The organism is Algoriphagus namhaensis (genome assembly GCF_042649705.1).
Taxonomy (GTDB): domain Bacteria; phylum Bacteroidota; class Bacteroidia; order Cytophagales; family Cyclobacteriaceae; genus Algoriphagus; species Algoriphagus namhaensis.
Genome location: NZ_JBHRZS010000007.1, coordinates 978,418 through 1,004,997 on the forward strand (window position 1 = coordinate 978,418; position 26,580 = coordinate 1,004,997).

The window sequence follows — 26,580 nt, forward strand, 5'->3', positions numbered from 1 at the left end:
CCCTCCTCAAGGGAGAGCGACTGATTTAATTTAGGCTGTTGCTTTTCTCATCTTGGCAGTCTCAGCGATTGCCACAGAATAGATCACCAAACCGAAGCCAATCTTATTGATTGCATCTGCAAGGTTGTAGAACAAGTCAATAGAACTTACTTCAAATACTCCTGATAGCAAGTTTCCTGGCAATACCATGTATCCGATTGGGTAGATAGACCAACCAAGAGTAATGAAGATTTTCAACAAGAACATTGCTTTGCTTAGAGCCTCACTGTTTGATTCTTTGGCTAGCTTCGCTACATCACCTGCAAACACCTCATATACAATGTACAGATACCCTAGGGTAGAAATAATTCCCCACATGATGTTGTTGTCAATACCGGAAGTCTCTCCGATATATCCTGTCACCAGCATTACAAGCGATGCGATGATCAACTTAGTAAGAGTAGAACCTTTGGCACCAAACGGCTTGGTCAGCAAATAGAACTCCACGCACATCAAAGGCACTGTCAAAGTCCAATCCACATATCTGAATGCTGTGGGGCTTTGGCCTGTCATGAGATAGAAGTCTCTCATGTAATAATAATGGACAGCAGCAATACCTGTAATCAGACCTGACACGAGTAAAGACATCTTCCATTTTCCGTCGACCGAACCTCTTTCTACGAAGAAGAATACGGCAGAAGCAAACATTGCCATGTACCCAATAAAGAAGGTGATGGCAACGGGATCGAGATTGATAATTCGGTCTAAATTGACCAAATCTGCACTAAGGGTTAATTTCATGGTTTATTTGTTTTGGTGTAAGATTTTACCATTACAAATGAAACCGAATATAATTTGTTTATAGAAAAAGATGAAAAATTAAACAAATGGTATAAGTGACATAAATACAGGTTTATACGGTAACTAAAAGTAAACGAAAAAATAGGTATTATTCTGATAAAAAGGCTCGATGTAAAATATTATTTGGATTATCGAGAAGGGGGCCTTGATATTCAGTTGTTGAATTAGTCGAGATAAAGGGGTTAAATACCCGCTTTTTTTATTATCTTGCTAGCTATTAGAAAACTTAAAAAATCACCTTTTAGAGCCAGTATTAAGGCATTTTCCTTAAACTTATGAGCGAAGAAAAAGCAAATAACCCAGCTGATTATGGAGCGGGTAATATTCAGGTATTAGAAGGCCTGGAAGCGGTACGGAAACGTCCGGCCATGTACATTGGAGATATTGGGATTAAAGGCCTTCACCATTTGATTTGGGAAGTAGTCGATAACTCTATTGATGAGGCACTTGCTGGTCACTGCGATACCATCAAAGTGACGATCAATGAGAATAATTCCATCACAGTTGAGGATAACGGTAGGGGAATCCCCACCGATATGCATAAAAAAGAAAAGCGTTCGGCGCTAGAGGTTGTATTGACGGTGTTGCACGCCGGTGGTAAATTTGATAAAGACACGTACAAAGTTTCTGGTGGTCTTCACGGAGTGGGGGTTTCATGTGTGAATGCACTCTCGACTGATTTGAAGGCGACCGTACATAGAAATGGTGTCATTGTAGAGCAGGAATTTAAAATAGGAGTACCTCAGTATCCAGCTCGCGAAGTTGGCAAGACAGATAAGCGTGGTACGATTATTCACTTCCAGCCTGACGCCAGTATTTTCACCACAACAGAATATAAATACGAAACGATTGCCAATCGTCTTCGAGAGATGTCCTTCCTAAATGCAGGCATTCGCATCTTTTTGACTGACCTTCGTGAAAAAGAGGAAGACGGAAGCTACAAGTCTGATGAGTTTTTCTCCGAAGGAGGTTTGGTCGAGTTTGTAGAATACTTGGATTCAAGTAGAGAAAAAATCATTGCCGAACCGATTTATATCGAATCATTGGATGGGGAGGTTCCAGTTCAGGTGGCAATGAGCTACAATAACTCCTACACTGAAAATGTGGTATCCTATGTGAATACCATCAATACCTACGAAGGCGGGACCCACGTGACAGGTTTCAGACGTGCTTTGACTCGTACGTTGAAGTCCTATGCAGACAAATCTGGCATGCTGGACAAAATCAAAATAGATGTAGCTGGTGATGATTTCCGTGAGGGATTGACCGCAGTGATTTCTGTGAAAGTCGCCGAACCTCAATTTGAGGGTCAGACAAAAACCAAACTTGGTAACTCCGAAGTTTCTGGATCAGTAGATTCAGCTGTATCGGAAACCTTGCAGTTTTGGCTTGAAGAGCACCCGCGTGAAGCGAAGATCATTGTTGGAAAAGTGATTTTGGCAGCTCAAGCAAGACATGCTGCTCGAAAGGCTAGAGAAATGGTGCAGCGTAAGAACGTGCTTGGTGGTGGTGGCTTACCTGGTAAACTTGCCGACTGCGCCAATAGCGATCCAACTGTTTGTGAGCTATACCTAGTGGAGGGTGACTCTGCAGGTGGATCTGCAAAACAAGGTCGTGATAGAGATTTTCAAGCAATTTTGCCACTAAAAGGAAAAATCCTTAATGTGGAGAAAGCGCATGAGCATAAGATCTATGACAATGACGAAATAAAGAATATCCTTACAGCGTTGGGAGTTAAGTTTGGTACGGCAGAGGATGATAAAGAGCTTGATTTGTCTGGCTTGAGATATCACAAAATCATCATTATGACGGATGCTGATATCGATGGATCCCATATTAGGACTTTGATATTAACGCTATTCTTCCGCTACATGCGCAACCTGATAGAGAAAGGCTACATCTATATCGCACTTCCACCACTATACCTTTTGAAGAAAGGTAAGGACGAGCGCTACTGCTGGACCGAAGAAGAAAGAGCTGCCTTAATCAAGGAAATGGCCAAAGACGGTAGAGAAGATAGTGTAGGAATTCAGCGATATAAAGGTCTTGGTGAGATGAACCCTGAGCAACTTTGGACCACGACGATGGACCCAAGTGTAAGGACCATTAAACAAGTGAATATTGATTCGGCCGCAGAAGCGGATCACTTATTCAGTACACTCATGGGCGATGAGGTAGCACCGCGGAGGGAGTTCATTGAACGAAACGCGAAATATGCCAAAATCGACACATAAATAATTTGGGGCTTTAAGCCCCTTTTTTTTCGATGAATTTTCTTTTTTCCAAAATCCGATCATACCTCGATAGAATAATGGCGACGTTTTCAAAAAAATATGAGTCTATAATTCAAAAAAGCGATTTAATCAGCCGAGACCTCAGCTGGCTGCAGTTTAATCAGCGTGTTCTAGATCAGTCCAAAAAGGATTTTCGAACCATTTTTGACAAGTTGAAATTTCTTGCAATCACAGCATCGAATTTGGATGAATTTTTCATGATTCGAGTTGGGTCCCTGTATAATTACCTTGACTACGATCGTGAGCGGATAGATTATTCAGGTTTGCGAGAGGAGCCCTTTAAAGAGCGATTGATGCAGGATTGCCAAGCTTTCCATCAGGATCAACACGATCATTTCACGGAAGTTATTTTGCCTGGCCTGCAGCGTGAAGGGGTGACTATTTGTAACCTGACCTTATTAAGCGCATCTGAGAAGGCATTGGTAAAAGACTATTTCGACAATGCGATCTACCCCATGCTCACGCCCATGGTTTATGATGCATATCGAACCTTTCCTATTTTGATGAATAAGCTTTTGGTTTTTGGAGTGGTAACCAATAGCCCAGGGGAGAAAAAAAGTATGCGCAGACAAAGCTTTGTGCAGATTCCTGCAAATATTCCGAGGTTTTTTGAGGTGGAACGTGGAGACGACATTTTGCTTTTAGTACCTATTGAGGAAATCATTCGAGAGTATGTGGTGACCCTTTTTCGAAATGTAGAAATCGAGTCCATTAGTTTATTTAGGATTACCAGAAATGGAGATTTCACTTTGGAAGAGAGTGAAGATATGGAGGAGAGCTTTCTTGAAGAGGTTAAGAGAAAACTCATGGAGCGCAAAACGGGAAGGGTTGTGAGAATAGAGGTAGAAGAAGGCTACAGCAAGTGGATGGTCAAGGCGCTAATTGAGCGCTGGAAGCTAGGAGAGGAGTCGGTATTTAAAGTAAAGCGAAAAAGCATGCTAGACTTTACTGGCCTTTGGCAAATCGTGGGTAACAAGCGTTTTCGTGAAAAATTAAGCCAGATTCCTTTGCCTGTAAAGCCTTTGTCGTATCCTGAGGAAGGAAAGGTGGATATTTTTGAAACATTGGATAAAAAGGATGTACTCCTTCACCACCCTTATAATAATATTGATGCTATTCTCCGGCTTATCGATAAGGCTGCCGATGATCCCTATGTCATGGCGATCAAAATGACCATTTATCGCCTTGCCAAGGATAGTAGAATTACCAAGGCATTGCTTAGAGCAGCGGAAAATGGAAAACACGTTTCGGTGCTTTTTGAGGTCAAAGCAAGATTTGATGAAGAGAATAATATTCGGGAGGCCAAAAAGCTTCAAGAAGCAGGGTGTTTTGTGATCTATGGAATTTCAAACTTGAAAACCCACACTAAACTTCTTTTGATAGTGAAGAAAGAAGGGCCAAAAATCACTCGATACGTCCACTTAGGGTCTGGAAATTACAACGAGGATACTGCTCGACTCTACACTGACATTGGGCTTTTGACCACAGATGAAACTCTAGCAAATGACGTTACCGAATTCTTCAACGTAATCACAGGTCACAGTATTCCTTCAAGTTATCAAAACCTGATTACTGCTCCTCGGGACATGCGAAATCAATTGATAAAATTTATTGAGCAGGAAGCTGAAAATGCCTCCAATGGACTTCCGGCAGGAGTATTTATCAAAGTTAATTCTCTAGAAGATACGATTATCATTGATGCTCTCTACCGTGCTTCACAGGCAGGGGTTACCATTAAATTGGTGGTTCGCGGAATCTGCTGTCTGAGACCTGGTCGAGTAGGCTTGAGTGAAAATATCGAGGTGATATCCATTGTGGGAGATCTTCTCGAGCATAGCCGAATCTACCACTTCCATAATAATGGAAATTCCAGAACCTATTCTGGAAGTGCAGACATGATGGTGAGAAGTTTTGACAAGCGACTTGAATCCCTATTTAAGGTAGAGTCCGAATTGCTTGAGCGCCAACTGATGAATATCCTTCATTACAATCTGAAAGACAATTTCAATGCCTATGTGATGAATGAGGATGGAACCTATACAGCAAAAGCGCCGAAGGAAGGCGAAGAGGAGTTTAATGTCCATAAGGAGTTTTTCCATTTGGATGCAGCAGAAGTGATGAAAGTAAAGCTAATTTAAAGAGAGGTTGAAGGGTGTTTTTGCCTGATTTGGCTTGATCCTTCCATTTAATTCATAAAATGCCTCATTTTTATCTTGCTATTTTTCATATTTGTTCTTTATCAAAAGATATAATTGTATGAAAAGAATTTTTACCACAATTCTCATCGGTTGTACATTTTTTTCCTTTGCGCTAGCACAGGAAGAAGCTCCGAAGGATACCACGTACTGGCTTAAGGAAACAGCAGGTGGATTAAATCTTAATCAGTCATCATTTAGTGGAAACTGGACGGGAGGAGGAGTGAACTCTATTGCACTTGGAATCTATTTGAACGGGAGAGCTAACTATGCCAAGGATAAGTGGTCTTGGGATAATCAAATGGACTTTATCTATGGCATTGTAAAAAACCAAGGAGAGTCCACGCGTAAGTCCAATGACCGGATTTTCTTGGATACAAAAGTTGGTTATAAAATTAATGACAAGTGGAACTACTTCGTTTCGCTCAATTTCCTTTCACAGTTTGCGGCGGGCTATGAGTTTTCGGATACAGATCGGACTTTGATTTCAAATTTTATGAATCCGGGTTATTTGACTTCTGCAATCGGGGTGGAATATAAGCCCAATGATGATTTCAGCTTGAGGATGTCCCCATTTTCTCCTAGATGGACTTTCGTCACGGATACGGATCTTTATTTGAATGTTCCAGCGAATTATGGAGTAGAAATAGGAGAGACGGTCCGAACAGAGTTGGCGGCCTTCAGTTTGTTGATGGATTACAACAAGAAGATTTCAGACAATGTCACTTTCATCATGCGCTATCAGATGTACGCGAATTATGAAAATTTTGCTTTTGATGCAATTGACCATAGATTAGACTTGGCTTTGACCGCGAAGGTTTCGAACCTAATCAATGTCTCTTTGACTAGTTTGATGATTTATGACTTGGATCAGGACAGTAAAGTACAATTTAGCCAAGGTTTAGCCCTCGGAATTGCATTTAAGCGAAGCACATTTCCTGAAAAGAAATAAAAAAAATCCAATTTTTTATTTGGTCTTTTGATTCTTTATTATTTATATTATTTTTGAATTCATTGTGGTAGTTAAATAATAGTTGGTTTAGTTTTCAAATAAAGGGCAGGAGATCTTCTCCTGCTTTTTTATTATACCCACTTAGAATAATTCAATAAAAAAAGGCTCATCTAAAAGATGAGCCTTTGTACACTCGGAAGGATTCGAACCCTCAACCCTCGGAGCCGAAATCCGATATTCTATCCAGTTGAACTACGAGTGCTTATTTTTATTTTATCCTTCTAGGACGGCCTGAACTTTCTCAGCAGCTTCCTTCAGAGTGATAGCAGATTGAACTTTCAAACCTGATTCGTCAATGATCTTTGCGCCCTCTTCAGCGTTCGTGCCCTGAAGTCTTACGATGATTGGAACTCGAATGTCACCGATTGATTTGTAAGCTTCAACCACACCATTTGCGATTCTGTCACATCTTACGATTCCGCCGAAGACGTTAATCAATATTGCTTTTACGTTTGGATCTTGAAGAATGATTCGGAAACCAGCCTCAACAGTCGTCGCATTGGCTCCTCCTCCTACGTCCAGGAAGTTAGCTGGTTCACCACCAGAAAGCTTGATCATGTCCATGGTAGCCATTGCAAGGCCTGCTCCATTTACCATGCAGCCTACGTTTCCATCCAATTTCACATAGTTCAAGCCTGATTTTCCAGCCTCTACTTCCAAAGGATCCTCTTCAGCTAAATCTCTCAACTCAGCTAAGTTTGGATGTCTGTAAAGTGCATTGTCGTCCAAGTTTACTTTGGCATCTACTGCAAGGATTTTGTCATCAGAAGTTTTCAACACAGGATTGATCTCGAATTGAGAAGAATCAGTTGCTTCGTATGCTTTGTAAAGCGCAGCAATGAACTTAGTCATTTCCTTAAATGCCTGACCAGAAAGTCCAAGTTTGAAAGCTACCTTTCTGATTTGGAAACCTTGAAGACCTGCTTTTGGATCGATCCACTCTTTAATGATTTTCTCAGGGGTCTTTTCTGCAACCTCCTCGATATCCATTCCACCTTCTGTAGAAGCCATGATCACATTTTGACCTGAAGCTCTATCCAAAAGGATGGAGAGATAATATTCTTTTGGCTCGGAAGCTCCTGGATAATACACATCCTCAGCAACCAAGATCTTATTTACTACTTTTCCTTCTGGGCCAGTTTGGTGTGTCACCAAAGTTCCACCCAATATATTTTTTGCCTTTTCAGCAACGTCTTCTAATTTTTTGGCAAGGACCACACCGTTCGAACCGGTCTGATTAATTTTACCTTTACCTCGGCCACCGGCATGAATCTGGGCTTTGATCACATACCATGAAGTACCTGTCTGTGCGTTCAGTTTTACAGCGGCCTCGTGGGCTGCCTCAGGAGTATCGGCCACAATGCCCTCCTGAATTTTAACTCCGTAACCTTTTAATACTTCCTTTGCCTGATATTCGTGAATATTCATCCTCTGGTAAATTTTTGTGCGAAGTTAAGCCCTATGTGTCGATATATCAACTCTGGTTTTCTTCTTTTTTCTGAAAAAAAACCGTACTTCCTTCGTATTGTCTGATTTATTCTAATTTTACCTTTTTAAGAAAATTGTACCATGCTGATAGCCAAAGGAATCCATAAATCATATGGAAGTCTTCATGTTTTAAAGGGAGTAGACCTCGAAATATATGAAAGGGAAATAGTATCCATTGTAGGTTCGTCAGGAGCCGGGAAAAGCACTTTACTTCACATTCTTGGTACTTTGGACCTGCCAGATACAGGCTCTGTCACGATGGCTGGCAAAAATCTCAGTCAGCTTAAGAAGGATGAATTGGCAGATTTTAGAAATTCACAGCTTGGATTTATTTTTCAATTTCACAATCTCCTTCCTGAGTTTACTGCCCAGGAAAATATTCAAATACCAGGAATGATTCGCAAAACTCCTCTGCCAGCATTAGAAAAGCGCGCTGGCGAATTAGCGGAGCTTCTTGGAATCAGTCACAGACTGGATGCAAAACCCTCTGAAATGTCCGGGGGAGAGCAGCAGCGGGTAGCCGTAGCTCGTGCTCTGATCAATTCGCCCAAAGTAGTTCTAGCGGACGAACCTAGTGGCAATCTGGATACTACCAATGCGGAAGCTCTACATGAGCTCTTTTTCAAACTTCGGGACGAACTCCAGCAGACCTTTGTGATCGTTACACATAACGAGTCTCTTGCCGACCTTTCAGATCGAAAGGTGTCTATGAAGGATGGATTGATAATCTAGCCTCTACACTTTCAGTTTTGAAAGCATACTCTCGATATGGCCTTTTGATTCAAACATTTCTGAAAATACTGCTGCAATTTCGTGATTTGCATCAATGAGATAAGTCACGCGTTTTGGCATCCGAATCAGTGGGATCAAAGCATCATAAGCTTTGCAAACTCTGCCGTCTAGGTCTGATAGCAGATCAAATGGAAGTTTGTGCTGCTTCTTAAATTTCATATGCGAATCCATTTTGTCTCGGCTCACTCCGAACACTGGAATATCCAAATCCCTAAACGCTTCGAATTGATCCCGAAACTCACAGGCCTCGGCTGTACAGCCTGGAGTAAAATCCTTTGGATAAAAATATAATATGAAGGCTTTTCCTTTGAGGTCCTTGGACATGCTTACCTTTTCGCCTGATGTTGAGGATAAGGAAAAATCTGGCGCTTTTTGGCCGATGGATAATGACATAGTTTTTTATTTTCTCTAACAGTGGCTGAATTTAAAAGTTTACTCAGCAATTTCTTTTCTTCTTTGCTGAACTTTATCACATTCGATCCCATTTACCTCTGAAACCACCAATTAATTGAAACTCACCAGCGTCCAGTCCATGATTTTGGCGGGGATCTTTTTTGCTTTGATGAATGTCTCTGTAAAATTTATCCCTCACATACCGGCAATTGAAATAATTCTTTTTCGATCGATTTTTAGTCTGGTTTTCAGTTACGCCTTTTTGAAAAGCCAAAAAATCTATGTTTTTGGAAACAACAAAAAGCTTTTGGTAATCCGAGGTGTAGTTGGTTCCATAGGTCTGATTACATTTTTTTATACACTCCAAAAAATTCCCTTGGCAAGTGCCGTGACTATTCAATATCTCTCTCCGATTTTCACCACGATTTTGGGGATCTTTTTGGTGAAGGAAAAAGTCAAACCTATTCAATTTTTGTTTTTTGGATTGGCCTTTGTTGGGGTTGTTGTGGTGCAGGGCTTTGATGCCCGAGTTGATTTGCTTTATGCAGGCATAGGGATTACATCGGCTTTATTTTCTGGATTGGCTTACAATGTGATCCGAAAGCTGAAAAATACAGAGCATCCTTTGGTGATTATTTTTTATTTTCCTCTTGTCACATTGCCTATCGCCACAGTCATTTGTCTTTTCAATTGGGTTAATCCTACGGGTTGGGATTGGGCCCTTTTATTATGGATCGGAATCTGTACTCAGTTGGCGCAGTATTTTATGACTATTGCCTATCAAAATGCCAACGTATCTAAAGTATCGAGTCTTACCTACCTGGGGATGATATATGCATTGGTATTTGGATTCATTTTCTTCGATGAGACTTTCACAGTAGGATCTTATGTTGGGATGGGGCTAGTAGTCACTGGAATCCTATTAAATATGAGAGTGAAGTAGATTCAAGATTTGAATTGAAGCCCAAGGCCTGTAACTTAGTATTTACAAATCCTACCCATGAAGATTACCAAAGACCTCTATCAAAGTTCACTCACTTTACTGACTGATTATTACCAGCTCACCATGGCTTATGCGTACTGGAAGTCAGGCAAGGGAGAAGAAGAGGCGGTTTTCAATCTTTTTTTTCGGAAGCATCCATTTCAAGGTGGTTTTACTTTAGCCGCAGGTCTAGAATATGTGATTGATTTTTGTGAAAATTTCAAATTTACGGATAAGGACATCGCTTTTCTCCAGGGGATGAAAAATCAGGATGGAGAACCTACCTTCGAAAAGGGGTTTTTAAAGTATTTGACTGATCTGAATTTCACCTGTGATATCGATGCTGTGGAAGAGGGGACGGTTGTTTTTCCCAATGAACCGCTGGTTCGAGTAAAGGGTCCTTTGATCCAATGTCAACTACTAGAAACGGCACTACTTAATATACTCAACTTCCAAAGTCTCATTGCTACCAAGGCTGCTCGAATCAATCTTGCAGCGAAGGGTGAGCCTGTTTTGGAGTTTGGGCTCAGAAGAGCTCAAGGAATAGACGGTGCCTTGGCGGCATCTCGTGCTGCTTACATAGGAGGATGTGCATCCACAAGTAATGTCATGGCGGGTAAACTCTTTGGAATTCCTGTCTCAGGCACTCATGCGCATAGTTGGATCATGGCTTTCCCAAGTGAACTGGAAGCATTTGAGGCCTATGCTGATGCTTTCCCAGATCAGACCTTATTTCTAGTGGATACTTACGATACTCTGAATGGAGTCAGAAACGCTATCAAGGTGGGGCAAATGCTTCGAGAGAAAGGCAAGGAAATGCTTGGAATCCGTTTAGACTCTGGGGATTTGGCCTATTTCTCAAATGAAGCCCGAAAAATGCTAGATGAAGCTGGGTTTACGAATGCAAAGATTGTTGCTTCTAATGATCTGGATGAACAAATCATCACTTCTCTGAAGAATCAGGAGGCCTCTATAAATGTGTGGGGCGTGGGTACCAAACTTGTTACTGCTTATGATCAGCCAGCCTTAGGAGCTGTTTACAAACTTTCGGCAATACAAACAGACAAAGGAAACTGGGAGCCAAAAATCAAACTCTCTCAGCAGTCCTTAAAAATTAATATTCCTGGCTATCATAACTTCAAGCGTTTTTATTCCCGAGGTAAAGCTGTGGCCGATATGATTTACTTGGAGGGTCAAGAATTTTCAGAACAAAGTCTAGTGATTATTGACCCGATAGATCAAACTCGTCGAAAGCGGATCATGCCTGCATTTTATCAAGAGGAAGAACTTTTGGTCAAAATTTTCAAAAAGGGCAAGCGTCAGTATAAGGTTCCTACTTTAGAACAGGTGCGTGAACGGGTGGCCAATCAGTTAGAGTCTTTGGATAAAACTCATAAGCGTCTTGTGAACCCCCATTTATACCCGGTGGGCTTAGAAGAAAACCTTCATCACCTACGAATGGAATTGATCTTATCAGCTAAAGAAAACAATGATGGACATTAATCAGGAAAGTGATGTTTTGCTTTTGGTCGATATCCAAAATGACTTTTTGCCCGGCGGAGCTCTTGCTGTGCATGCGGGAGATTTGATTTTGCCGGTGGTCAATGCGCTTCAAGCTAAGTTTGACTTGATTGTAGCCACTCAAGATTTTCACCCTGCCAATCATGAAAGCTTTGCTGCTAATCATAAAGGCAAAAAGATAGGTGAGCAGATTCTATTGGATGGATTACCCCAGATTCTTTGGCCTGTTCACTGCGTGAATGGAACTGATGGGGCGGAGTTCTCAAAAGATCTTCACAAAGACTCATGGAGAGGAATTATCCAAAAAGGCAAAAACCCAAAGTTAGATTCCTATTCAGGTTTCTTTGATAATGCAAAGAGAGAGGATACTGGACTAAATCAGCTTCTACGTGGGTTAGGAGTGAAGCGAGTTTTTGTAGTCGGGCTGGCATTGGACTACTGCGTGAAGTTTACTGCATTGGATGCACAAGAATTGGGCTTCGAAACTTTTTTAATTACCGATGGGACCAAAGCGGTCAATCTGAATGAAAATGATGGTGCAAAAGCACTAGAAGAGATACAAGCTGCTGGAGTAAAGCTTCTCCAAAGCCAAGATTTAAATAAAAGACATGTTTGATTACAACCCAGAGAAGGATTATCCTAAACAGACTGAAAGTCGTGTTGTGATCCGATTTCAAGATTGCGACCCGCTTAGGCACTTGAATAATGCCAAATACTTCGATTACTTTTTCAATGCTCGTGAGGATCAGGTGCCAAAGCTCTATGGATTAGAGGTCATTGATTTGATTCGTACTTTCAAAGCAGCTTGGGTAGTGTACAATCACAATATCAGTTATGTACGATCCGCCATGGTTGGGGAGTGGGTTCGTATTATGAGTCGCGTGATTTGGCACAATCACAATACCATTGTGGTAGAGTACGTCATGACTGATGACTCCAAAAAGCAACTGAAAACTGTGCTTTGGTCTACGATGCGCTATGTGACTTTAGCCGAAGGCAAATCCACAGATCATGTTGGTGCGGTGGCAGATTTTCTTAAAGCAACATCCCTGAATCTCGATATTAGCAAAATGAACATCAAAGAGCGCGTGAAGGAACTGGCAAACCAGCTGAAAGAAAATTGACATTTGTCAAAAGAATGTGTGCTAGCGGACAAGCTGTGTACAAAAGCGTACAGAACTCTCAGATAATGTTTTTGTTATCAGGTACTTGTGAAAAAAAATAAAAATTAAAATCTCTTAATATTCACATTAAAATGCAACCTGCATTTTACCCGATTTAGGCCAAAACTGTACGGTACTGTGACAAGCGAACGCCCATTTGCACGCTTTTTTGACAGGTTTTCACATTTTTTTAACTCCTAACAATAGATTATTTCGTTTTCAAGTAATCTTTAAATGAAAATTTCTTTACTGAAAATTTATTTTTGAGCTCTTAGTTTTTTGTTGGTATGCCAATCGCATAAGGATATGGCAGAACACTAAACCAACAAATACTATGAAAACTTTAATGACTATCGCACTTGCAGGCTGTATCTCTTTCGCCAGCTTCGCTAACAACAACAATGATGAGCTAATGGAGCTAAGCGCTGTAAAGACAAACTACAAACATGTAAATGTCCTACTTAAGGAAGGTGTGGGAGATGCAAAAATCACAATCTTTGACGATGAAGGTAATCGTCTCCATCAAAGAAAAGTAAAGCAAAAAAATGATGATTTAGTAATCCCTTACAACTTGGAGAGCCTTCCATGCGGTGAATATAAAGTGGAGATTGCTACTGAGGACGAGCGTGTTGTGTACACGATCAATACTGTGAATAAAGCTATCCCTGTTGAAGAACTTCCTTTGATGGCCCATGGTAAGAAAACTGACGAAAATACCATAAGTCTATCTGTGGTTGGACTGACCGAGCCAGGGGTTGATGTGACCATCAGGTACGAAAATAACGATCAGATATTGCATCAGGAGACTATCGACACTCCTGAAGGATTCAAGAAGGACTTTACCTTCTCTGGTGTAGATGCTGAAGATGTTTACTTCGAACTCAAAGATGCACTAGGCCGAACTAAAACTATCCACATTTAATTCGCTCAAACCTAGTCTAACCCTCACTCCTTTCAGAGTGAGGGTTTTTTTATGGCTTGATAATATGCACTGTAAGCAAGGCGGCCTCTCGTTCTAAGTCTTGATCCAGATATAATTTTGCAATGGTAAGCACCTGATTCTTTTCTTTTTCCGGCAGGGCATCAAAGCCCACATAAGCTCCCAGGATTCCCCCCGCTAGTGCTGCGGTAGTATCATTGTCTCTTCCGTAATTCGTTAAGAATGTTAAAGTGCCTATTAAATCAAAATCAGAATAAAACATGGCGGTAAGAGTTTGTAAAAAAATCTCACCGGCATGAAAAGGCATATCTTGAAGCTTCTTATCCAACTCAGTAAAGGCAAAATTCAAAGCCTCACTTTCTGAGCTCATTCGATCGCCCAAACTATCAATAGATCGAGATTCCAAAGCGATGCGTTCCGCTTCTCGAACCCAGACTGCGGCAGATCTTCCCACCAGCCTACTTTTGGTATAGGCATAAGGATCTACTTCCAAACTAGCTTTCAAACTATCGGTAGTGGCGGTTTTTGACATAGCTGCAGAGCTCATTGCTGCCGCAAGCGCAGAGATATCTTTGGCATATCCGATATCATAAATACTGAGCTTAAATGCCTCGGTATAAGCTTTTTCAGGGTGGCCAGGGAAAAATACACCCAAGGTTGGAGTATAAAGTAAGCCCGCGCAGACCATTTCTCCACCGTAGAATTTACCTAATGAATCAGCGTAGGCTGTTAGGTCGTTTCTTATGAATGGCCCACTTACTTTATGCCATTCGCTTAGCCAATTCAAACGAAGGTCCATTTCCATCAAAACTATGGAGTCTGGATTTTCTATCTGCTCATAGGTCTGAACGTAATTTGTGTATTGCTTAGAAATATGAGCAGCAAAATCTTTGGGATCTAAAGTGTTTTTGGATTGAGTTTGAAGAAATCTTGCTGTCAAGATTTTCCAGCGGGTATCGTCAGTAGTGCCTCCTGCAGGAAGATCAGGTAGCCAAGTTCCCTCAGGTGAAGCTTCGCGGACCATGCTATCTAGGTCCACTACAAATCCATAAGTGCTTTGAATTTGCTCTCGAGACCACATTTCGGTTGGTGCTCCCATGGCGTCCCCGATGGCAGATCCCACCATCATGCCAAGAATTTTATCGTAAAGCTCGATTTCTGTCAGGTTTGTTCCGGGTACAATTTCTTGTTGGAATTCAGGTATTTCGATTTCTTTTTCTGCACATCTGAAGAATGCCAGAATGGAAATTAACCCAAAGAGTAGAGTTTTTCTCATCCGCCTAAAATCATTGATTTACCCATTTCCAGCAATTTTTTGCGCTTTTCTAGATCAAAGTCCAAGGGAAGTTGTGCTATTCCAATCAATCGACGAAGAAGCTCAACCCCTGCATATTGCTTTTGAAGATTTACATCATAATCATGAACGTAACCTTTAAAGATGTTCTGAATTTCTTCAGCTGTATTTCCCCCAAAGATCAAATGAGCCATAAAAATCCCCAAATCGAATTCTCGATCTCCATAAAACCCAAATTCAGGATCAATGACTTTGGTGCCTTGGCTACTCTTTAGCCAGCTTCCTGGGTAATAGTCCCCATGCAGCAAAGTATCGCCTTGTGATAGATAGCGCTCACCAAGACTATGGACTTTTGATTTCAGAGCTTCATCTTGTTTATAGCTGATGGACAAATCTTGTAAGCCCGGCAGGACTTGGTCCAGATCAAAGCCATTCTCTGGGTTAAAGGGAAAGTTGAAAATGTGTTCATGATTTAGCTCACGCATGCCCTTGTTTTTCGGAAAATTGGGAGCTTCAATCTTATGGAGGTAATTGAGATATTTAATCAGATCTTTTGCCTCCTTTGGGCTTAGTTTATTATTTTCTTTATATAAAAATGAATAATCTGACCCCTCACCAAAATCCTCTAGAATAAGGATATGCTCCTCTTTAAAGTAGTTTAAGACTTGAGGCGAATAACTTTGTATATGAGGGTTTTGTGAAACTAGTTTTAAGAATTGGTATTCCGTATCTATCCTTTCTATTGGAGCTGGGATTTGAGGAAATTTCTGAACATATGGAAAGGATCTTTTGAGAATGATGCTGCGCTGATTGGTCTTTACTCGATAGACCGCGTTCATATTTCCTTCACCGGCTTTTGTTATTGATTCTAGCTTTTCACCTGGATTCCAAAAGGAAAGGGACAAGACAAGAGTCTCTACCTGTTCACCTATTATTTGCATTTGTTCATTTTTTATCGCCTGGCAATATTAATCAAAACCGCTTAAGGAAAGTAATGCATACTTGAAAAGGGTCAGCTACCCAACCAAAGAAAATTTGGCGATTTGGGCGTGTTTTGTGGGCTATTTAAGTATTTTTGAATTGACTAAACCAAAACTATAAACCCAAATGTTTGGACTACCTAGAACACAATATACTGCAGATCATGAGCTATTTCGCGAAAGCGTTCGTGCTTTTGTAGCGAAAGAAATAGCCCCCTACAATGCCCAATGGGAGAATGAAAAAATGGTCTCTCGGGAATCTTGGAAGAAGCTTGGAGAAAATGGATTTCTCGGGATTCAGGCTCCAGAGGAATTCGGAGGAATGAATATTCAAGACTTTCGTTTTAGCGCAATACTTATCGAAGAACTAGGCTTGAGTGGATGCTCAGGCCCAGCTATCGGTTATCCATTGCACAGCGACATCGTCATGCCTTATATTTTGCATTATGGGACAGATGAGGCTAAGCAGAAGTACTTGCCAAAAATGATTTCGGGTGACTACATAGGTGCTGTGGCCATGACTGAACCCGGCGCTGGGAGTGATTTGCAAGGTATGCGTACATCTGCAGAGGATATGGGGGACCATTACTTGGTCAATGGTTCCAAAACCTTTATCACCAATGGCTACTTGTCTGATGTGGTGGTGGTCGCCGTGAAGACGGAACAAAGAAGAAGCTCTAAAGCAATCAGTTTGCTCTTGATCGATCGAGAGATGGAGGGCTTTACCAAAGGCGTTCCTTTTGAAAAAGTGGGTCTTCATGCTCAAGATACTTGTGAGTTGTTTTTTGACAATGTCAAAGTACCGAAGTCAAACCTATTAGGCGAAGTGGGGCATGGCTTCAATTACCTGATGACTGAGCTCGCGCAAGAAAGACTCGTCGTAGCATTAGCAGCCGTAGCTCTTGGAGAATATATGCTTCAAGCTACCGTAGACTATGTGAAGCAGCGCAAGGCCTTTCAAAAAAATCTCTCTGAATTTCAGAATACCCGCTTTAAACTCGCTGAAATGACCGCTGCCCTTGAGCAGGGACGTATCTATTGTGATCAATTGGTGATGCTACATAATGAAGGCAAGCTAGACTCTGCTATGGCGTCTGCAGCCAAATACAATATGACGGAACTTCAATGTAAAGTGGCAGATGAATGTGTGCAACTTCATGGTGGGTATGGCTACATGTGGGAATATGGTGTAGCGCGTGCCTATGCAGATGCTCGAGTACAGCGGATTTATGCAGGTACCAATGAGATCATGAAGGAGTTGATCGCAAGAAAAATTCTGAAGTAGGGAAATTAGAATTGTATAAAAGCAATTTTAATAGTTACTTAAGAGCCAATTTACACCCAAAAGACCAACCTAATGAAAGACCATAGCTGGTATGCCCACTATCCGGCATCCGTTCCAAATAATGTAGACGTTACGGCCTATTCAAATATTTCAGATTTTTTTAATGAAAGCATCCAAAAGTATGGTGATTTACCTGCTTTTGAATGTATGGGAAAAAGCATCAGTTTTCGGCAATTGGATGAAATGAGTGCCCAGTTTGGTGCTTATCTGCAGCATGAGCTGAAGCTTAAGAAAGGTGCGAGAGTGGCCCTCCAAATGCCCAATATCCTTCAATATCCAGTAGCGATGTTTGGAGTACTTCGGGCCGGTATGGTGGTGGTGAATACCAATCCCCTTTACACACCAAAGGAGATGAAGCATCAGTTTAATGACTCAGGCGCTGATGTGGTGGTGATCGTAGCCAATTTTGCCAATCATCTTGAGGCCATCCTTCCGGAGATCAATGCCAAGCATGTGGTCGTAACAGAATTGGGAGATATGCTTGGTGGACTGAAAGGAACTATCGTGAACCTTGTGGTGAAGCACGTGAAGAAAATGGTTCCTGCCTTTTCTATTCCAAGCGCGGTTTCCTTCAAGCAGGCTTTGGCCAAAGGCCAAAAACACAAATTAAGAGAGGAAAAGCTCACTTTAGATGATGCGGCCTACCTACAATACACCGGTGGAACTACTGGGGTATCCAAGGGCGCCGAACTCACGCATGGCAATATTGTGGCCAACATGCAGCAAATCTCTGCTTGGATGAAGCCCAAACTGAAAGAGCGTGAGGAAATCATGATCACAGCGCTTCCTTTATACCACATTTTTGCATTGACGGTAAACTGTCTCTGCATGCTGAAAATTGGGGCCAAAAACGTCTTGATCACCAATCCTCGGGATATGCCGGGCTTTGTGAAGGAATTAAGTAAGCACAAGTTTTCGGTGTTTACTGGTGTAAATACCCTGTTCAATGGCCTTTTGAATAACCCAGATTTCAAAAATCTAGACTTCTCTGCTCTGAAAGTGGCAGTGGGAGGAGGCATGGCAGTGCAGAAATCAACAGCTGAAAAATGGAATTCTGTGACAGGAACTCCTTTGGCCGAAGGCTATGGACTTACCGAAACCTCTCCTGTAGCAGTATGTAATCCAATTGATGGTACGGAGCGAATCGGAACGATTGGGCTCCCTGTACCCAATACTGAGGTGATGATCGCTGATGATGAAGGGAATCCATTGCCACTTGGAGAAAGAGGTGAGATTCTGATCAAAGGACCTCAAGTGATGAAGGGCTATTGGAATAGACCTGAGGAGACAGCCAATGTGATGCATGGAGAATGGTTTAAATCAGGGGATATCGGTATCATGGATGCTGATGGATTCGTTAAAATTGTGGATAGAAAAAAGGAAATGATTCTGGTTTCCGGCTTTAATGTTTATCCAAATGAGGTGGAAGACGCCGTTGCCTCTTGTCCAGGTGTGCTAGAAGTGGGTGTGATTGGAATGCCGGATGACAAAACAACCGAGAAAGTGGTGGCCTATGTGGTGAAAAATGATAACAACCTAACCGATAAGGATATTATTTCTCATTGTAGAGAGTCCTTGACCAATTATAAAGTGCCTAGAGAAGTGTACTTCACCAATGAATTACCCAAATCAAACGTGGGTAAAATTTTGCGGAGAATTATCAAAGAAAACCATATTGCGCAAGGAGGGAAGTAAGTAGAGTATAAGCCACGACACTAGTTGTGGCTTTGTTTTTTGTTCTTGTATAAATTCTACTTAAATAGATTTTTCATTTTAAATTTTAATCAATGTTGAGTCCATTAGAAAAGAAAAGAATTTTTGAAATAGACCGTGTCAAATTGCCCATTGTATTCGACTCAAATAAAATTTTAGAAGAAATTCGCAAACTAAATTTAGAGACCTTTGAATATTACGACGTGCTTCCACTGCGAGCACCGGCGTATTTGGTTGATACAAGCTTACCTTTTCCGGCACCAGTTGGAGACTATGCCGATGGTTCTTGGACTGAGTGGATGGATACAAAAACTTTTCAAGGATGTCCTTATATAAATGAAGTTGTAAATACATTCAAACAGCACACTACCGTAAACCTAGTTCGAATTCTTAGACTATCTGGGAATTCTGTTGTAAAGGAGCACACAGATCCAACTTTGGCTCTTGAAGAAGAAAAGTCAATGATTCGCTTAACAATTCCAGTTACACATAATCCGGAGTGTCAATTTATTCTGAATGGAAGGCTTGTTGATATGAAGCCTGGGGAATGTTGGTATTTAAAATTAAATGACCCACATAAGGTCATAAATGAAGGAAATTCAGAAAGAATAAATTTAACAATCGATTTGATTCCAAATAAGTGGATAGTGGATCTGATCTATAAATCAATTGGTTAAAACCTAAATTTTATGAAATTTAAACTAATAGCTTTTTCTGCTCTGCTTGCTTTGCTTTCAATATCTTCTTGTAGAGATGAGGATATAGGCCCTTTGCTGATCTGCGGGGTGTATGATCCTGTACTTGAGTTGACCTGGCTTGCACAGAAAACCGCTCAAATCAACCAGGCTGGAAATGGTTCTGATATCTATTTATCCGCTGGGGTCTATCAGGGTCAGAGTGTCATCATAGAGAAGAACTGCTGCATTAGCTGCGGCTCGGTTTTCGTGGTTTATGCTTGCGATGGACAGGTTTTAGGCTTCTTAGGAACAGGTGGAATTGATCCAGCTTCTATTGAAGATGAAACCATTATTTGGAGAGGAGCCAACTTCACTTGCGGAGTCTAAAAACTTCCAATAAGATCTAGCTAAGGTCTACTCTTATAATGAATGGCGCATTGGTTTTCTGATGCGCTTTTTTTGTGCTCAATTTATTTCGACTAGATACCGCCTCTTATCCCAATCAATTGTCAACCTATTGATATTGCAATGAGCTTATTGAAAAAATGGTCTATCTTGTTTTGATCAAAAATTAAGACATGAAAAATTCTATACGCATTACTTTTTCCTTCTTTTTCCTTTTGGGAACCTTATCTGTTTCACTAGCGCAACAAACCCTCTTCACGAGCGAGGATGCGATAAATGTCAAGAGCTTAACGGGTCAGGTGCTTTCACCTGATGGAAGTCACCTAGCTGGACTGATCATGGATGGGCGATCTCGTTTCGGTACGGATCATTTTAGATTTCAAGATCCTAGCTACCTCAATGTACGAGGTGGTGAACTAGTGATCATTAACACTGAAAATGGAGCTGAGCTTAGACCTTTTGATCAGATTGCACAAGTGACCTCTTTAACTTGGTCTCCCAATAGTACTGAGCTTGCTTTTTTAGAGGAAAAAGGAGGAAAGCTACGGCTGATGATTTACGATACAGGCAAGAAAAAGCTTAAAGAAGTTACAGTATCAGGAAACCCCTTACTCGCTGATGCCAATCTTGCATGGACGGCTGATGGCAAATCCCTCCTGGTGCATACTCGAAAATCAGATTGGATGGATCGAGCCATGGCACTTTATAAGGAAGCCACAAAAGGCCCAACTGTGGTCTATGATGGATCCAAACCTTTTCTGAAGTGGGAGGAAATTAGAAATACCAATAGTCTAACTGAAGTTCATCGAGTTGCAATTTCCAATGGAAAGGCAGAGAAGCTTTTGGAAGAGTCCAATTATGGGGGATTAGAAGTGAGTAAGGATGGGCAATATTTGATTTTTGAGGAGCGATTTCCATTAAAGACTTCTTACGAAAGAAATACCGGTACAGAGTTTCAGGTGTCTTATTTGGACTTGAATACGCTGGATTCGGCCAAGAATATTTATCCAAGAAATGAAAAAAGACGCTCCTATGAGTGGAGCGAAAGCAAAACCAAGTATGCCTGGGTAGACTCGGGCTATGTTTACTTTCAAGTCCTAGGCGATGAGGAAGTAAGGAATTGGACCAAAGGAAAGGCCTATTCGGATGAAGAAAAGAAAAAGGAAGTAAAATTTTCTATTGAGGCTTGGAGTCCACAAGAAGATCAATTGATGCTCAGCTCGGATAAAGGCTATTGGATTGCAGATGCCGGTGGGGAAGGCCTTGAAATGATTCTAGAAATTCCCGAGGAAAAAGATAAAACCTACGATTTACGGCTGGTGAATTGGTCTCAGGATCAGCGTTACCTCTATTTTAGCTATTCCAGCACAGAAAAATGGGAGAGAGGATTTCAGCGCTTTGATCTAGAAAACAAGGAGATGGAAGACCTCTTAATTGATGGTAATCTTTATTCTAATCTCAATTTTTCAGATGATGGAAGCATTGTCACGCTAAATTTCTCAGACGGAAATATGCCAGATAATGTGATGGTCACAGATGCCGAATTTTCATCTATGAAAGCCTTGACCGATCTGAACCCTTGGATCAGTGAAAAAAAGCTTACCCGATCCGAATTGATCAGCTATCGTGATGTAGACGGAAAGGAATTGAAAGGAATTTTATACTATCCTGTGGATTACGATTCTACTAAAACGTATCCTTTGGTCTGTGAGATTTATGAGACTTTTTATTCAAATGGATTCAATCGAAATATGAATGTAGTAACCAGTAAGGGTTATTTTGGACTGAGACCATCGGTTGATTTAGAGATTGGATATCCTGGGGAAGCTTGGGTCAAAGGCATTACTTCGGCGATTAATATGCTGGTGGAAGAGGGAAAAGTGGACAATGATAAAGTCGGCGTTCACGGCGTGAGTTACGGCGGCTATGCAGCTTCTCTTCTAATCACCCAAACGGATCGATTTGCCGCAGCCATCAATATTTCTGGAAAAGTCAATATCATCAGTTTCTTGGGTGATAGCCCTAAAATAGGAACTCGTAATTATGCGGCTGCTGAAGTAGGCCAAGACCGAATTGGAGGTTCCCTATGGGATGATCCGTTGAAATACTTTGCTACGACGGCGGTTCTTCATGCCGACCGAATTAAAACTCCACATTTGATCCTGACTGGTGAGGGTGACTGGAATGTTCCAGGTACAAACTCTCGAGAAATGTATTACGCCATGAGAAGATTAGGAAAAGAGGTAATCTGGGTAAACTATATGAACGGAGGCCATGGCGCCGGCTGGGCAAGTGATGAAAGTGATTATCTGGATCAGTGGAGCCGTATTTTTGATTTTTATGAAACGCAGTTTAACAAAGAGGAAACTGAAGATTTAGAGAATTGAGAATTTAAAATTGGGGAATAGATTAAAGGAATTAGGGATTTGGGAGTCACTATTCCTTTGCGTTATTCTTTGCGGTAAAAGAAAAATCTAACAAGAAAAAATTCACAATAGTATGAAGCTTCGACATAGCTTAAAATCCTTTCAAGAACTTACCCTGGATGAGCTTTACGCCATTCTTCGGCTGCGTGCTGAGGTATTCGTAGTGGAGCAAGATTGCCCGTATCAAGACCTAGACAACAAAGACCAAAAGTGCTTTCATGTGATGCTATATGAAGGGGATCAGTTGCTTGGATACAGTAGATTGGTTCCGGCAGGATTGTCTTACAAAGAAACAGCAATAGGCCGCGTGATCAGTGCCAAATCTCATCGGGGCAAGGGCTTAGGAAAAGAGTTGATGGAACTTGCCATTCGATATTGTACTGAAATCTGGGGTAATGGCCCCATTCGACTTAGTGCCCAAGTTTATGCGAAGGACTTTTACGCCTCCTTAGGTTTTGTAGCAGAAGGAGAGGAGTATTTGGAGGATAATATTCCGCATATTGAGATGGTTCGGAGGAAAGCAATTTAGGAACTATTCCTCTTGAGCCTAGAGTCATATCGATTGCCCGATTTTACCTTAGTATTTTTAACTTCCATAGCAATAGCAAAAAAATAGTACGATAATAAAACTCAATCGATTTTTATTACTGATCAACCTTCTGGCTTAGATTTATTTTCATTGACTAACATTTCTTCTTTTTTGAAAATTGCATACTTTTAGAAAACCCTTAAAAGTAAAGTCAGAAGAATATGTCTCAAAATGAGTGAACCTTTTGAAAACTAAAAGGTTTTATTTCAAATCATCCTTAACCTTTAATTTAAATTTATGCTTTCACCAAAGAATTTTCACTGGAAAGGACTTTTTGTGTTTCTCCTTTCATTCGCAATTGCGTCTTGTTCCGGTATGGAAGAGCCCAATTCTCCAGATTTACAGAGTAATCTGAATTCCATTCCTGAAATTTTGAAAACTATGGAAAATGGGGACAATACGGGGTCGGAGAATTTTAGAAAAAGTGCTGGAAACACCTATGCGACTTTCAATGCTGCTTTGGCCAAATCAGGGCTTAATTCTGTATTTGCACAAGAAGAACTTACAGTTTTTGCTCCAAATGACGCAGCATTCGCTGAGTTAGATTTGAATCCAGGCAATATCGGTGATTTGGAGGGATTGTCAGATATCCTCTTGTATCATGTCATCTCAGGTTCCGTTTTCGAAGCCGACTTGACCAATGGAATGGTACCTACGCTTTCTGGAGAATCTGTTGAGATTAGTCTGGTCAATGGTCCAATGGTCAATGATGCAAACATTGTTTTGACGGATAAAAAGGCTAGAAATGGAGTGATTCATGGAATTGACAAAGTTTTATTAGGTCCGATCGGTCCTCCAGCAGACCCATCGATCTTGGAGATTATTGAATTTGATCCACGTTTTTCAAGATTAAATTTTGCCATAAACTTATTACCTGCACTTCAAGCTGATTTAGCTGCCCTATCAAATGCAACCCTATTCGCTCCAGATGACGCTGCGTTCGACGCTGTTAATTTGTCAGAAGAAATCATCCGAAACTCCATTGAAATTTTTGGAAGGGCAGCTATAGTTGAAAATAGATTAAGATATCATTTATTCGATGGTGGTACAGTCCTTTCCACTGACTTGGTTGATGGTCAGATCACCATGAGCCAAGGTGGATTGGTAACTGTTTTGGCGAGCAACCCTTCATTATTAGATGAAAATAATAATCCTGCAGAAATTACAGATGTAGATGTTGTGGCATCCAATGGTGTTATCCACATAATCAATAAGGTCTTAACACCTCTTTAATTTCACCAACCAAAGTGTAAAGCCTGTGAAGTAATTCACAGGCTTTTTTGTTTAGAAAAGCTCTTTAGATCTAAGAACCCAAGTTTATGCGAAGGGCTTTTACACCTCCTTAGGTTTTGTGGCAGAAGGAGAGGAGTATCTGGAGGATTATATTCCTCATATAGAGATGGTGAGGGTTTGAGTTAAGGGTTAAAGGTTGAAGGTTAAATATTTTAAAGTTTAAGAGTTTAAAGTTTAAAAAGCTATGGCGAGCTATTTGGATTAATGCCGTCATTGCGTCTGTCCCGATTATTTCGGGGAGCCTGAGGTACGAAGGCGTGGAAATCTGTTTGAGTTTACTACTAACAATGAACAGATTTCTCCCTACGGTCGAAATGACTGTACCGATTCGAATACTGCTCTCTCTCATTCTCCATTCCCAAATTTTAAATTCCTCCTTCCACCTCCCTCCATCCTGGCCCCTCGCTAAATTTGTCCACTGGACAAATTCTTAACGCTCGGTCCTCCCCATTTACCCACTTCTAAGTCTCTCAGTCCACTTTTTAGTGTATTACTTTTAATGAATACTATTTAAATTATTGAAAATCAATAAAATATGAATTAAAGTGTGCCTAACGCTGTTCTCTTAATACCGGGACAAACTGTCCTGGGGTAAACCCAAGCTCCTCATGAGTAATCCTGAAGATCAGCATTTCAAAATCGGCCAAACCGTTTTCACCAAAGTCGCCCCAACTGTGAAAATGCTGGTGAGAAAGTACTATGCAAATATCTACTACTGCACCTTCTCAGATGACCCAAACAAGAAGGAATTGGCGCTATTCGAACGCGAAATAATTCATTGAAACTCACTTGGAGTGAGGATAAGCCCTAGCTCCAATTACAGTAAAAACAACCTTATGAAAATTACAAGAAGTTGGCGTGAACAAAAAGTAATGCTCAAACGACGGTTCTCAAACCTACTGGATTTAGATTTTGAATACCAGGAAGGGGAGCGGGAGCGAATGATGGAGCGACTCTCTTTGAAACTAGAAAAATCAAGAGATGAACTCGAGTCGATTTTTGCCGAACTGCAAACTTATTGAAAAGATATAACAGCTTTGAAAACAACTATGCTTCCTTAGGATAGGGTAGGATAAGCTTTAACCTACACCCTAATGAAACATATTAAATTCAAAAAATCAGCGAATGCTGAATTCTCAAAAACTCTCCATAAGAGAGTAAACGATCACTTTAAGGTCAGCCAGACCAAAAAGTATGGAGGACGTCCGATGGTTATCAAAACCATTTTTATGCTCTCCTTATTCTTCATTCCACTGGGCTTTATAGGCTCGGGACTGGTCAGTAGTGTCTGGCTACTCTTCACCTTGTATATCCTGAGTGGGCTGGGAATGGCAGGGATAGGAATGGGCGTCATGCACGATGCCATTCACGGATCTTATTCCAAAAACCCAACAGTCAACAAATATCTAGGCTACACCATGAATCTGATTGGTGCCAATGCGAGTGTGTGGAGAGTGCAACATAACGTTCTTCACCATACCTATACCAATATTGATCATGGAGATGATGATATCAATGCTCCGTTCTTCTTGCGTTTTTCTCCGAATGCTAAGCGCTATTGGATTCATAGATTCCAGCACTTCTATATCTGGTTTTTCTACGGTTTGTCTACGATCTCGTGGATCACTACCAAAGACTTTGTCAGAGCGCTTCGATACCGAAAAATGGGCTTATTAAAGGGGGATTTTAAAAAGGTGCTGATGAAAATTTCCGGATGGAAAGTGCTCTATTACTCCTATGCCTTGGTTTTGCCTTTGATTATGGTGCCATTATCAGCTTGGATTATTGTGTTGGCCTTTTTGTCCATGCATTTTGTCACCGGACTTTTGATCAGTTTGGTATTTCAGACGGCACATATTCTGGAGGAGACTTCTTTTCCACAGGCTGACGAAGAGGGAATTATTTCGGACTCTTGGGTTACCCATCAACTGGCAACTACCAGTAATTATGCTCCAAAAAGCCGAATTTTCTCTTGGTTGATCGGAGGGTTAAACTTCCAAGTGGAGCATCATTTGTTTCCCAATATCAGTCATGTACACTATAGAAAAATCTCCAAGATCGTGTCACAAACTGCAAAAGAATTCAAAATCCCTTACTTGGTAAACCCGACCTTTTTCTCCGCACTGGGAGATCATGTCAAGATGCTACGGCAATTAGGCAGGGCATAGGAGCAAAGCTGCTTTCCCTTGGATAGAATTGAATCTCAATCAGTTAACTTATAATTGGTTGGGATTTCTT

Annotated in this window: 24 protein-coding genes, 1 tRNA gene and 1 pseudogene; 20 read left to right on the forward strand and 6 right to left on the reverse strand. The window is 41.1% G+C overall.

Annotation, left to right across the window (positions count from 1 at the left end):
- Window positions 1–30: 30 nt before the first annotated feature.
- A complete protein-coding gene (locus ACFOSV_RS12525; protein WP_377906356.1) occupies window positions 31–780 on the reverse strand; it encodes a bacteriorhodopsin in 750 nt (249 codons plus the stop codon).
- A 335-nt stretch (window positions 781–1,115) separates the two neighbouring features.
- On the opposite strand from ACFOSV_RS12525, the gene gyrB reads away from it, so the two are divergent.
- The 3 genes from gyrB (at window position 1,116) to ACFOSV_RS12540 (ending at window position 6,281) form a co-directional block, all read left to right on the forward strand.
- A complete protein-coding gene (gyrB, locus tag ACFOSV_RS12530; protein WP_377906357.1) occupies window positions 1,116–3,074 on the forward strand; it encodes a DNA topoisomerase (ATP-hydrolyzing) subunit B in 1,959 nt (652 codons plus the stop codon).
- Between the two features lie 77 nt (window positions 3,075–3,151).
- Complete coding sequence (ppk1, locus tag ACFOSV_RS12535) at window positions 3,152–5,272, forward strand: polyphosphate kinase 1 (RefSeq protein ID WP_377907306.1); 2,121 nt, start codon at window positions 3,152–3,154, stop codon at window positions 5,270–5,272.
- A gap of 118 nt (window positions 5,273–5,390) precedes the next feature.
- Window positions 5,391–6,281, forward strand: a complete 891-nt coding sequence (locus ACFOSV_RS12540; RefSeq protein ID WP_377906358.1) for a DUF3078 domain-containing protein — start codon at window positions 5,391–5,393, stop codon at window positions 6,279–6,281.
- A 188-nt stretch (window positions 6,282–6,469) separates the two neighbouring features.
- Here the strand turns inward: ACFOSV_RS12540 and ACFOSV_RS12545 are convergent.
- Both ACFOSV_RS12545 and sucC read right to left on the reverse strand, forming a co-directional pair.
- A tRNA-Arg gene (locus ACFOSV_RS12545) sits at window positions 6,470–6,543 on the reverse strand.
- Between the two features lie 11 nt (window positions 6,544–6,554).
- Window positions 6,555–7,769, reverse strand: a complete 1,215-nt coding sequence (gene sucC, locus ACFOSV_RS12550; protein ID WP_377906359.1) for an ADP-forming succinate--CoA ligase subunit beta — start codon at window positions 7,767–7,769, stop codon at window positions 6,555–6,557.
- A 141-nt stretch (window positions 7,770–7,910) separates the two neighbouring features.
- Here sucC and ACFOSV_RS12555 point away from each other — a divergent pair, with 141 nt between their 5' ends.
- Complete coding sequence (locus ACFOSV_RS12555; protein WP_377906360.1) at window positions 7,911–8,561, forward strand: ABC transporter ATP-binding protein; 651 nt, start codon at window positions 7,911–7,913, stop codon at window positions 8,559–8,561.
- Window positions 8,562–8,564: 3 nt separating this feature from the next.
- On the opposite strand, the gene ACFOSV_RS12560 is transcribed toward ACFOSV_RS12555, so the two are convergent.
- A complete protein-coding gene (locus ACFOSV_RS12560) occupies window positions 8,565–9,014 on the reverse strand; it encodes a peroxiredoxin (RefSeq protein ID WP_377906361.1) in 450 nt (149 codons plus the stop codon).
- Between the two features lie 139 nt (window positions 9,015–9,153).
- On the opposite strand from ACFOSV_RS12560, the gene ACFOSV_RS12565 reads away from it, so the two are divergent.
- From ACFOSV_RS12565 to ACFOSV_RS12585, 5 genes are all read left to right on the forward strand, one after another.
- Window positions 9,154–9,957, forward strand: coding sequence for a DMT family transporter (locus ACFOSV_RS12565; protein ID WP_377907307.1), 804 nt, complete (start codon window positions 9,154–9,156; stop codon window positions 9,955–9,957).
- 57 nt (window positions 9,958–10,014) lie between these two features.
- Window positions 10,015–11,499 carry a nicotinate phosphoribosyltransferase gene (locus ACFOSV_RS12570; RefSeq protein WP_377906362.1) on the forward strand — a complete coding sequence of 495 codons (1,485 nt, stop codon included), beginning with the start codon at window positions 10,015–10,017 and terminating at the stop codon, window positions 11,497–11,499.
- Window positions 11,486–12,133: a bifunctional nicotinamidase/pyrazinamidase gene (pncA, locus tag ACFOSV_RS12575; RefSeq protein WP_377906363.1), complete on the forward strand. Its 648-nt coding sequence runs from the start codon at window positions 11,486–11,488 to the stop codon at window positions 12,131–12,133. Before ACFOSV_RS12570 ends, pncA begins: the two co-directional genes overlap by 14 nt.
- Window positions 12,126–12,641 carry an acyl-CoA thioesterase gene (locus ACFOSV_RS12580; RefSeq protein ID WP_377906364.1) on the forward strand — a complete coding sequence of 172 codons (516 nt, stop codon included), beginning with the start codon at window positions 12,126–12,128 and terminating at the stop codon, window positions 12,639–12,641. Before pncA ends, ACFOSV_RS12580 begins: the two co-directional genes overlap by 8 nt.
- 373 nt (window positions 12,642–13,014) lie before the next feature.
- Window positions 13,015–13,602, forward strand: a complete 588-nt coding sequence (locus tag ACFOSV_RS12585) for a hypothetical protein (protein ID WP_377906365.1) — start codon at window positions 13,015–13,017, stop codon at window positions 13,600–13,602.
- Between the two features lie 49 nt (window positions 13,603–13,651).
- Here the strand turns inward: ACFOSV_RS12585 and ACFOSV_RS12590 are convergent, their stop codons facing one another.
- Complete coding sequence (locus tag ACFOSV_RS12590; RefSeq protein ID WP_377906366.1) at window positions 13,652–14,896, reverse strand: ADP-ribosylglycohydrolase family protein; 1,245 nt, start codon at window positions 14,894–14,896, stop codon at window positions 13,652–13,654.
- Complete coding sequence (locus ACFOSV_RS12595; protein ID WP_377906367.1) at window positions 14,893–15,855, reverse strand: phosphotransferase; 963 nt, start codon at window positions 15,853–15,855, stop codon at window positions 14,893–14,895. Before ACFOSV_RS12595 ends, ACFOSV_RS12590 begins: the two co-directional genes overlap by 4 nt.
- A 166-nt stretch (window positions 15,856–16,021) precedes the next feature.
- Between ACFOSV_RS12595 and ACFOSV_RS12600 the strand changes: the two genes are divergently transcribed.
- The 11 genes and pseudogenes from ACFOSV_RS12600 (at window position 16,022) to ACFOSV_RS12650 (ending at window position 26,510) form a co-directional block, all read left to right on the forward strand.
- Window positions 16,022–17,179, forward strand: coding sequence for an acyl-CoA dehydrogenase family protein (locus ACFOSV_RS12600; protein WP_377906368.1), 1,158 nt, complete (start codon window positions 16,022–16,024; stop codon window positions 17,177–17,179).
- Between the two features lie 72 nt (window positions 17,180–17,251).
- Entirely contained in the window at window positions 17,252–18,934 is a 1,683-nt protein-coding gene (locus ACFOSV_RS12605; protein ID WP_377906369.1) for an AMP-binding protein, read from the forward strand.
- A 92-nt stretch (window positions 18,935–19,026) separates the two neighbouring features.
- On the forward strand, window positions 19,027–19,629 hold the full coding sequence (locus tag ACFOSV_RS12610) for an aspartyl/asparaginyl beta-hydroxylase domain-containing protein (protein WP_377906370.1): 603 nt from the start codon (window positions 19,027–19,029) through the stop codon (window positions 19,627–19,629).
- A gap of 12 nt (window positions 19,630–19,641) precedes the next feature.
- A complete protein-coding gene (locus ACFOSV_RS12615) occupies window positions 19,642–20,016 on the forward strand; it encodes a hypothetical protein (RefSeq protein WP_377906371.1) in 375 nt (124 codons plus the stop codon).
- Between the two features lie 191 nt (window positions 20,017–20,207).
- Window positions 20,208–22,421 carry an alpha/beta hydrolase family protein gene (locus ACFOSV_RS12620; protein ID WP_377906372.1) on the forward strand — a complete coding sequence of 738 codons (2,214 nt, stop codon included), beginning with the start codon at window positions 20,208–20,210 and terminating at the stop codon, window positions 22,419–22,421.
- Between the two features lie 112 nt (window positions 22,422–22,533).
- Entirely contained in the window at window positions 22,534–22,989 is a 456-nt protein-coding gene (locus ACFOSV_RS12625) for a GNAT family N-acetyltransferase (protein ID WP_377906373.1), read from the forward strand.
- 297 nt (window positions 22,990–23,286) lie between these two features.
- Window positions 23,287–24,282, forward strand: coding sequence for a fasciclin domain-containing protein (locus ACFOSV_RS12630; protein WP_377906374.1), 996 nt, complete (start codon window positions 23,287–23,289; stop codon window positions 24,280–24,282).
- Between the two features lie 73 nt (window positions 24,283–24,355).
- A pseudogene (locus ACFOSV_RS12635) lies at window positions 24,356–24,463 on the forward strand (GNAT family N-acetyltransferase); the annotation flags it as partial.
- Between the two features lie 487 nt (window positions 24,464–24,950).
- Entirely contained in the window at window positions 24,951–25,124 is a 174-nt protein-coding gene (locus ACFOSV_RS12640) for a hypothetical protein (RefSeq protein WP_377906375.1), read from the forward strand.
- A 54-nt stretch (window positions 25,125–25,178) separates the two neighbouring features.
- The gene (locus tag ACFOSV_RS12645; protein ID WP_377906376.1) at window positions 25,179–25,364 is read left to right on the forward strand and encodes a hypothetical protein; all 186 of its coding nucleotides are present in this window, start codon (window positions 25,179–25,181) and stop codon (window positions 25,362–25,364) included.
- Between the two features lie 72 nt (window positions 25,365–25,436).
- Window positions 25,437–26,510 carry a fatty acid desaturase family protein gene (locus ACFOSV_RS12650; RefSeq protein ID WP_377906377.1) on the forward strand — a complete coding sequence of 358 codons (1,074 nt, stop codon included), beginning with the start codon at window positions 25,437–25,439 and terminating at the stop codon, window positions 26,508–26,510.
- The last annotated feature ends 70 nt before the right edge of the window (window positions 26,511–26,580 follow it).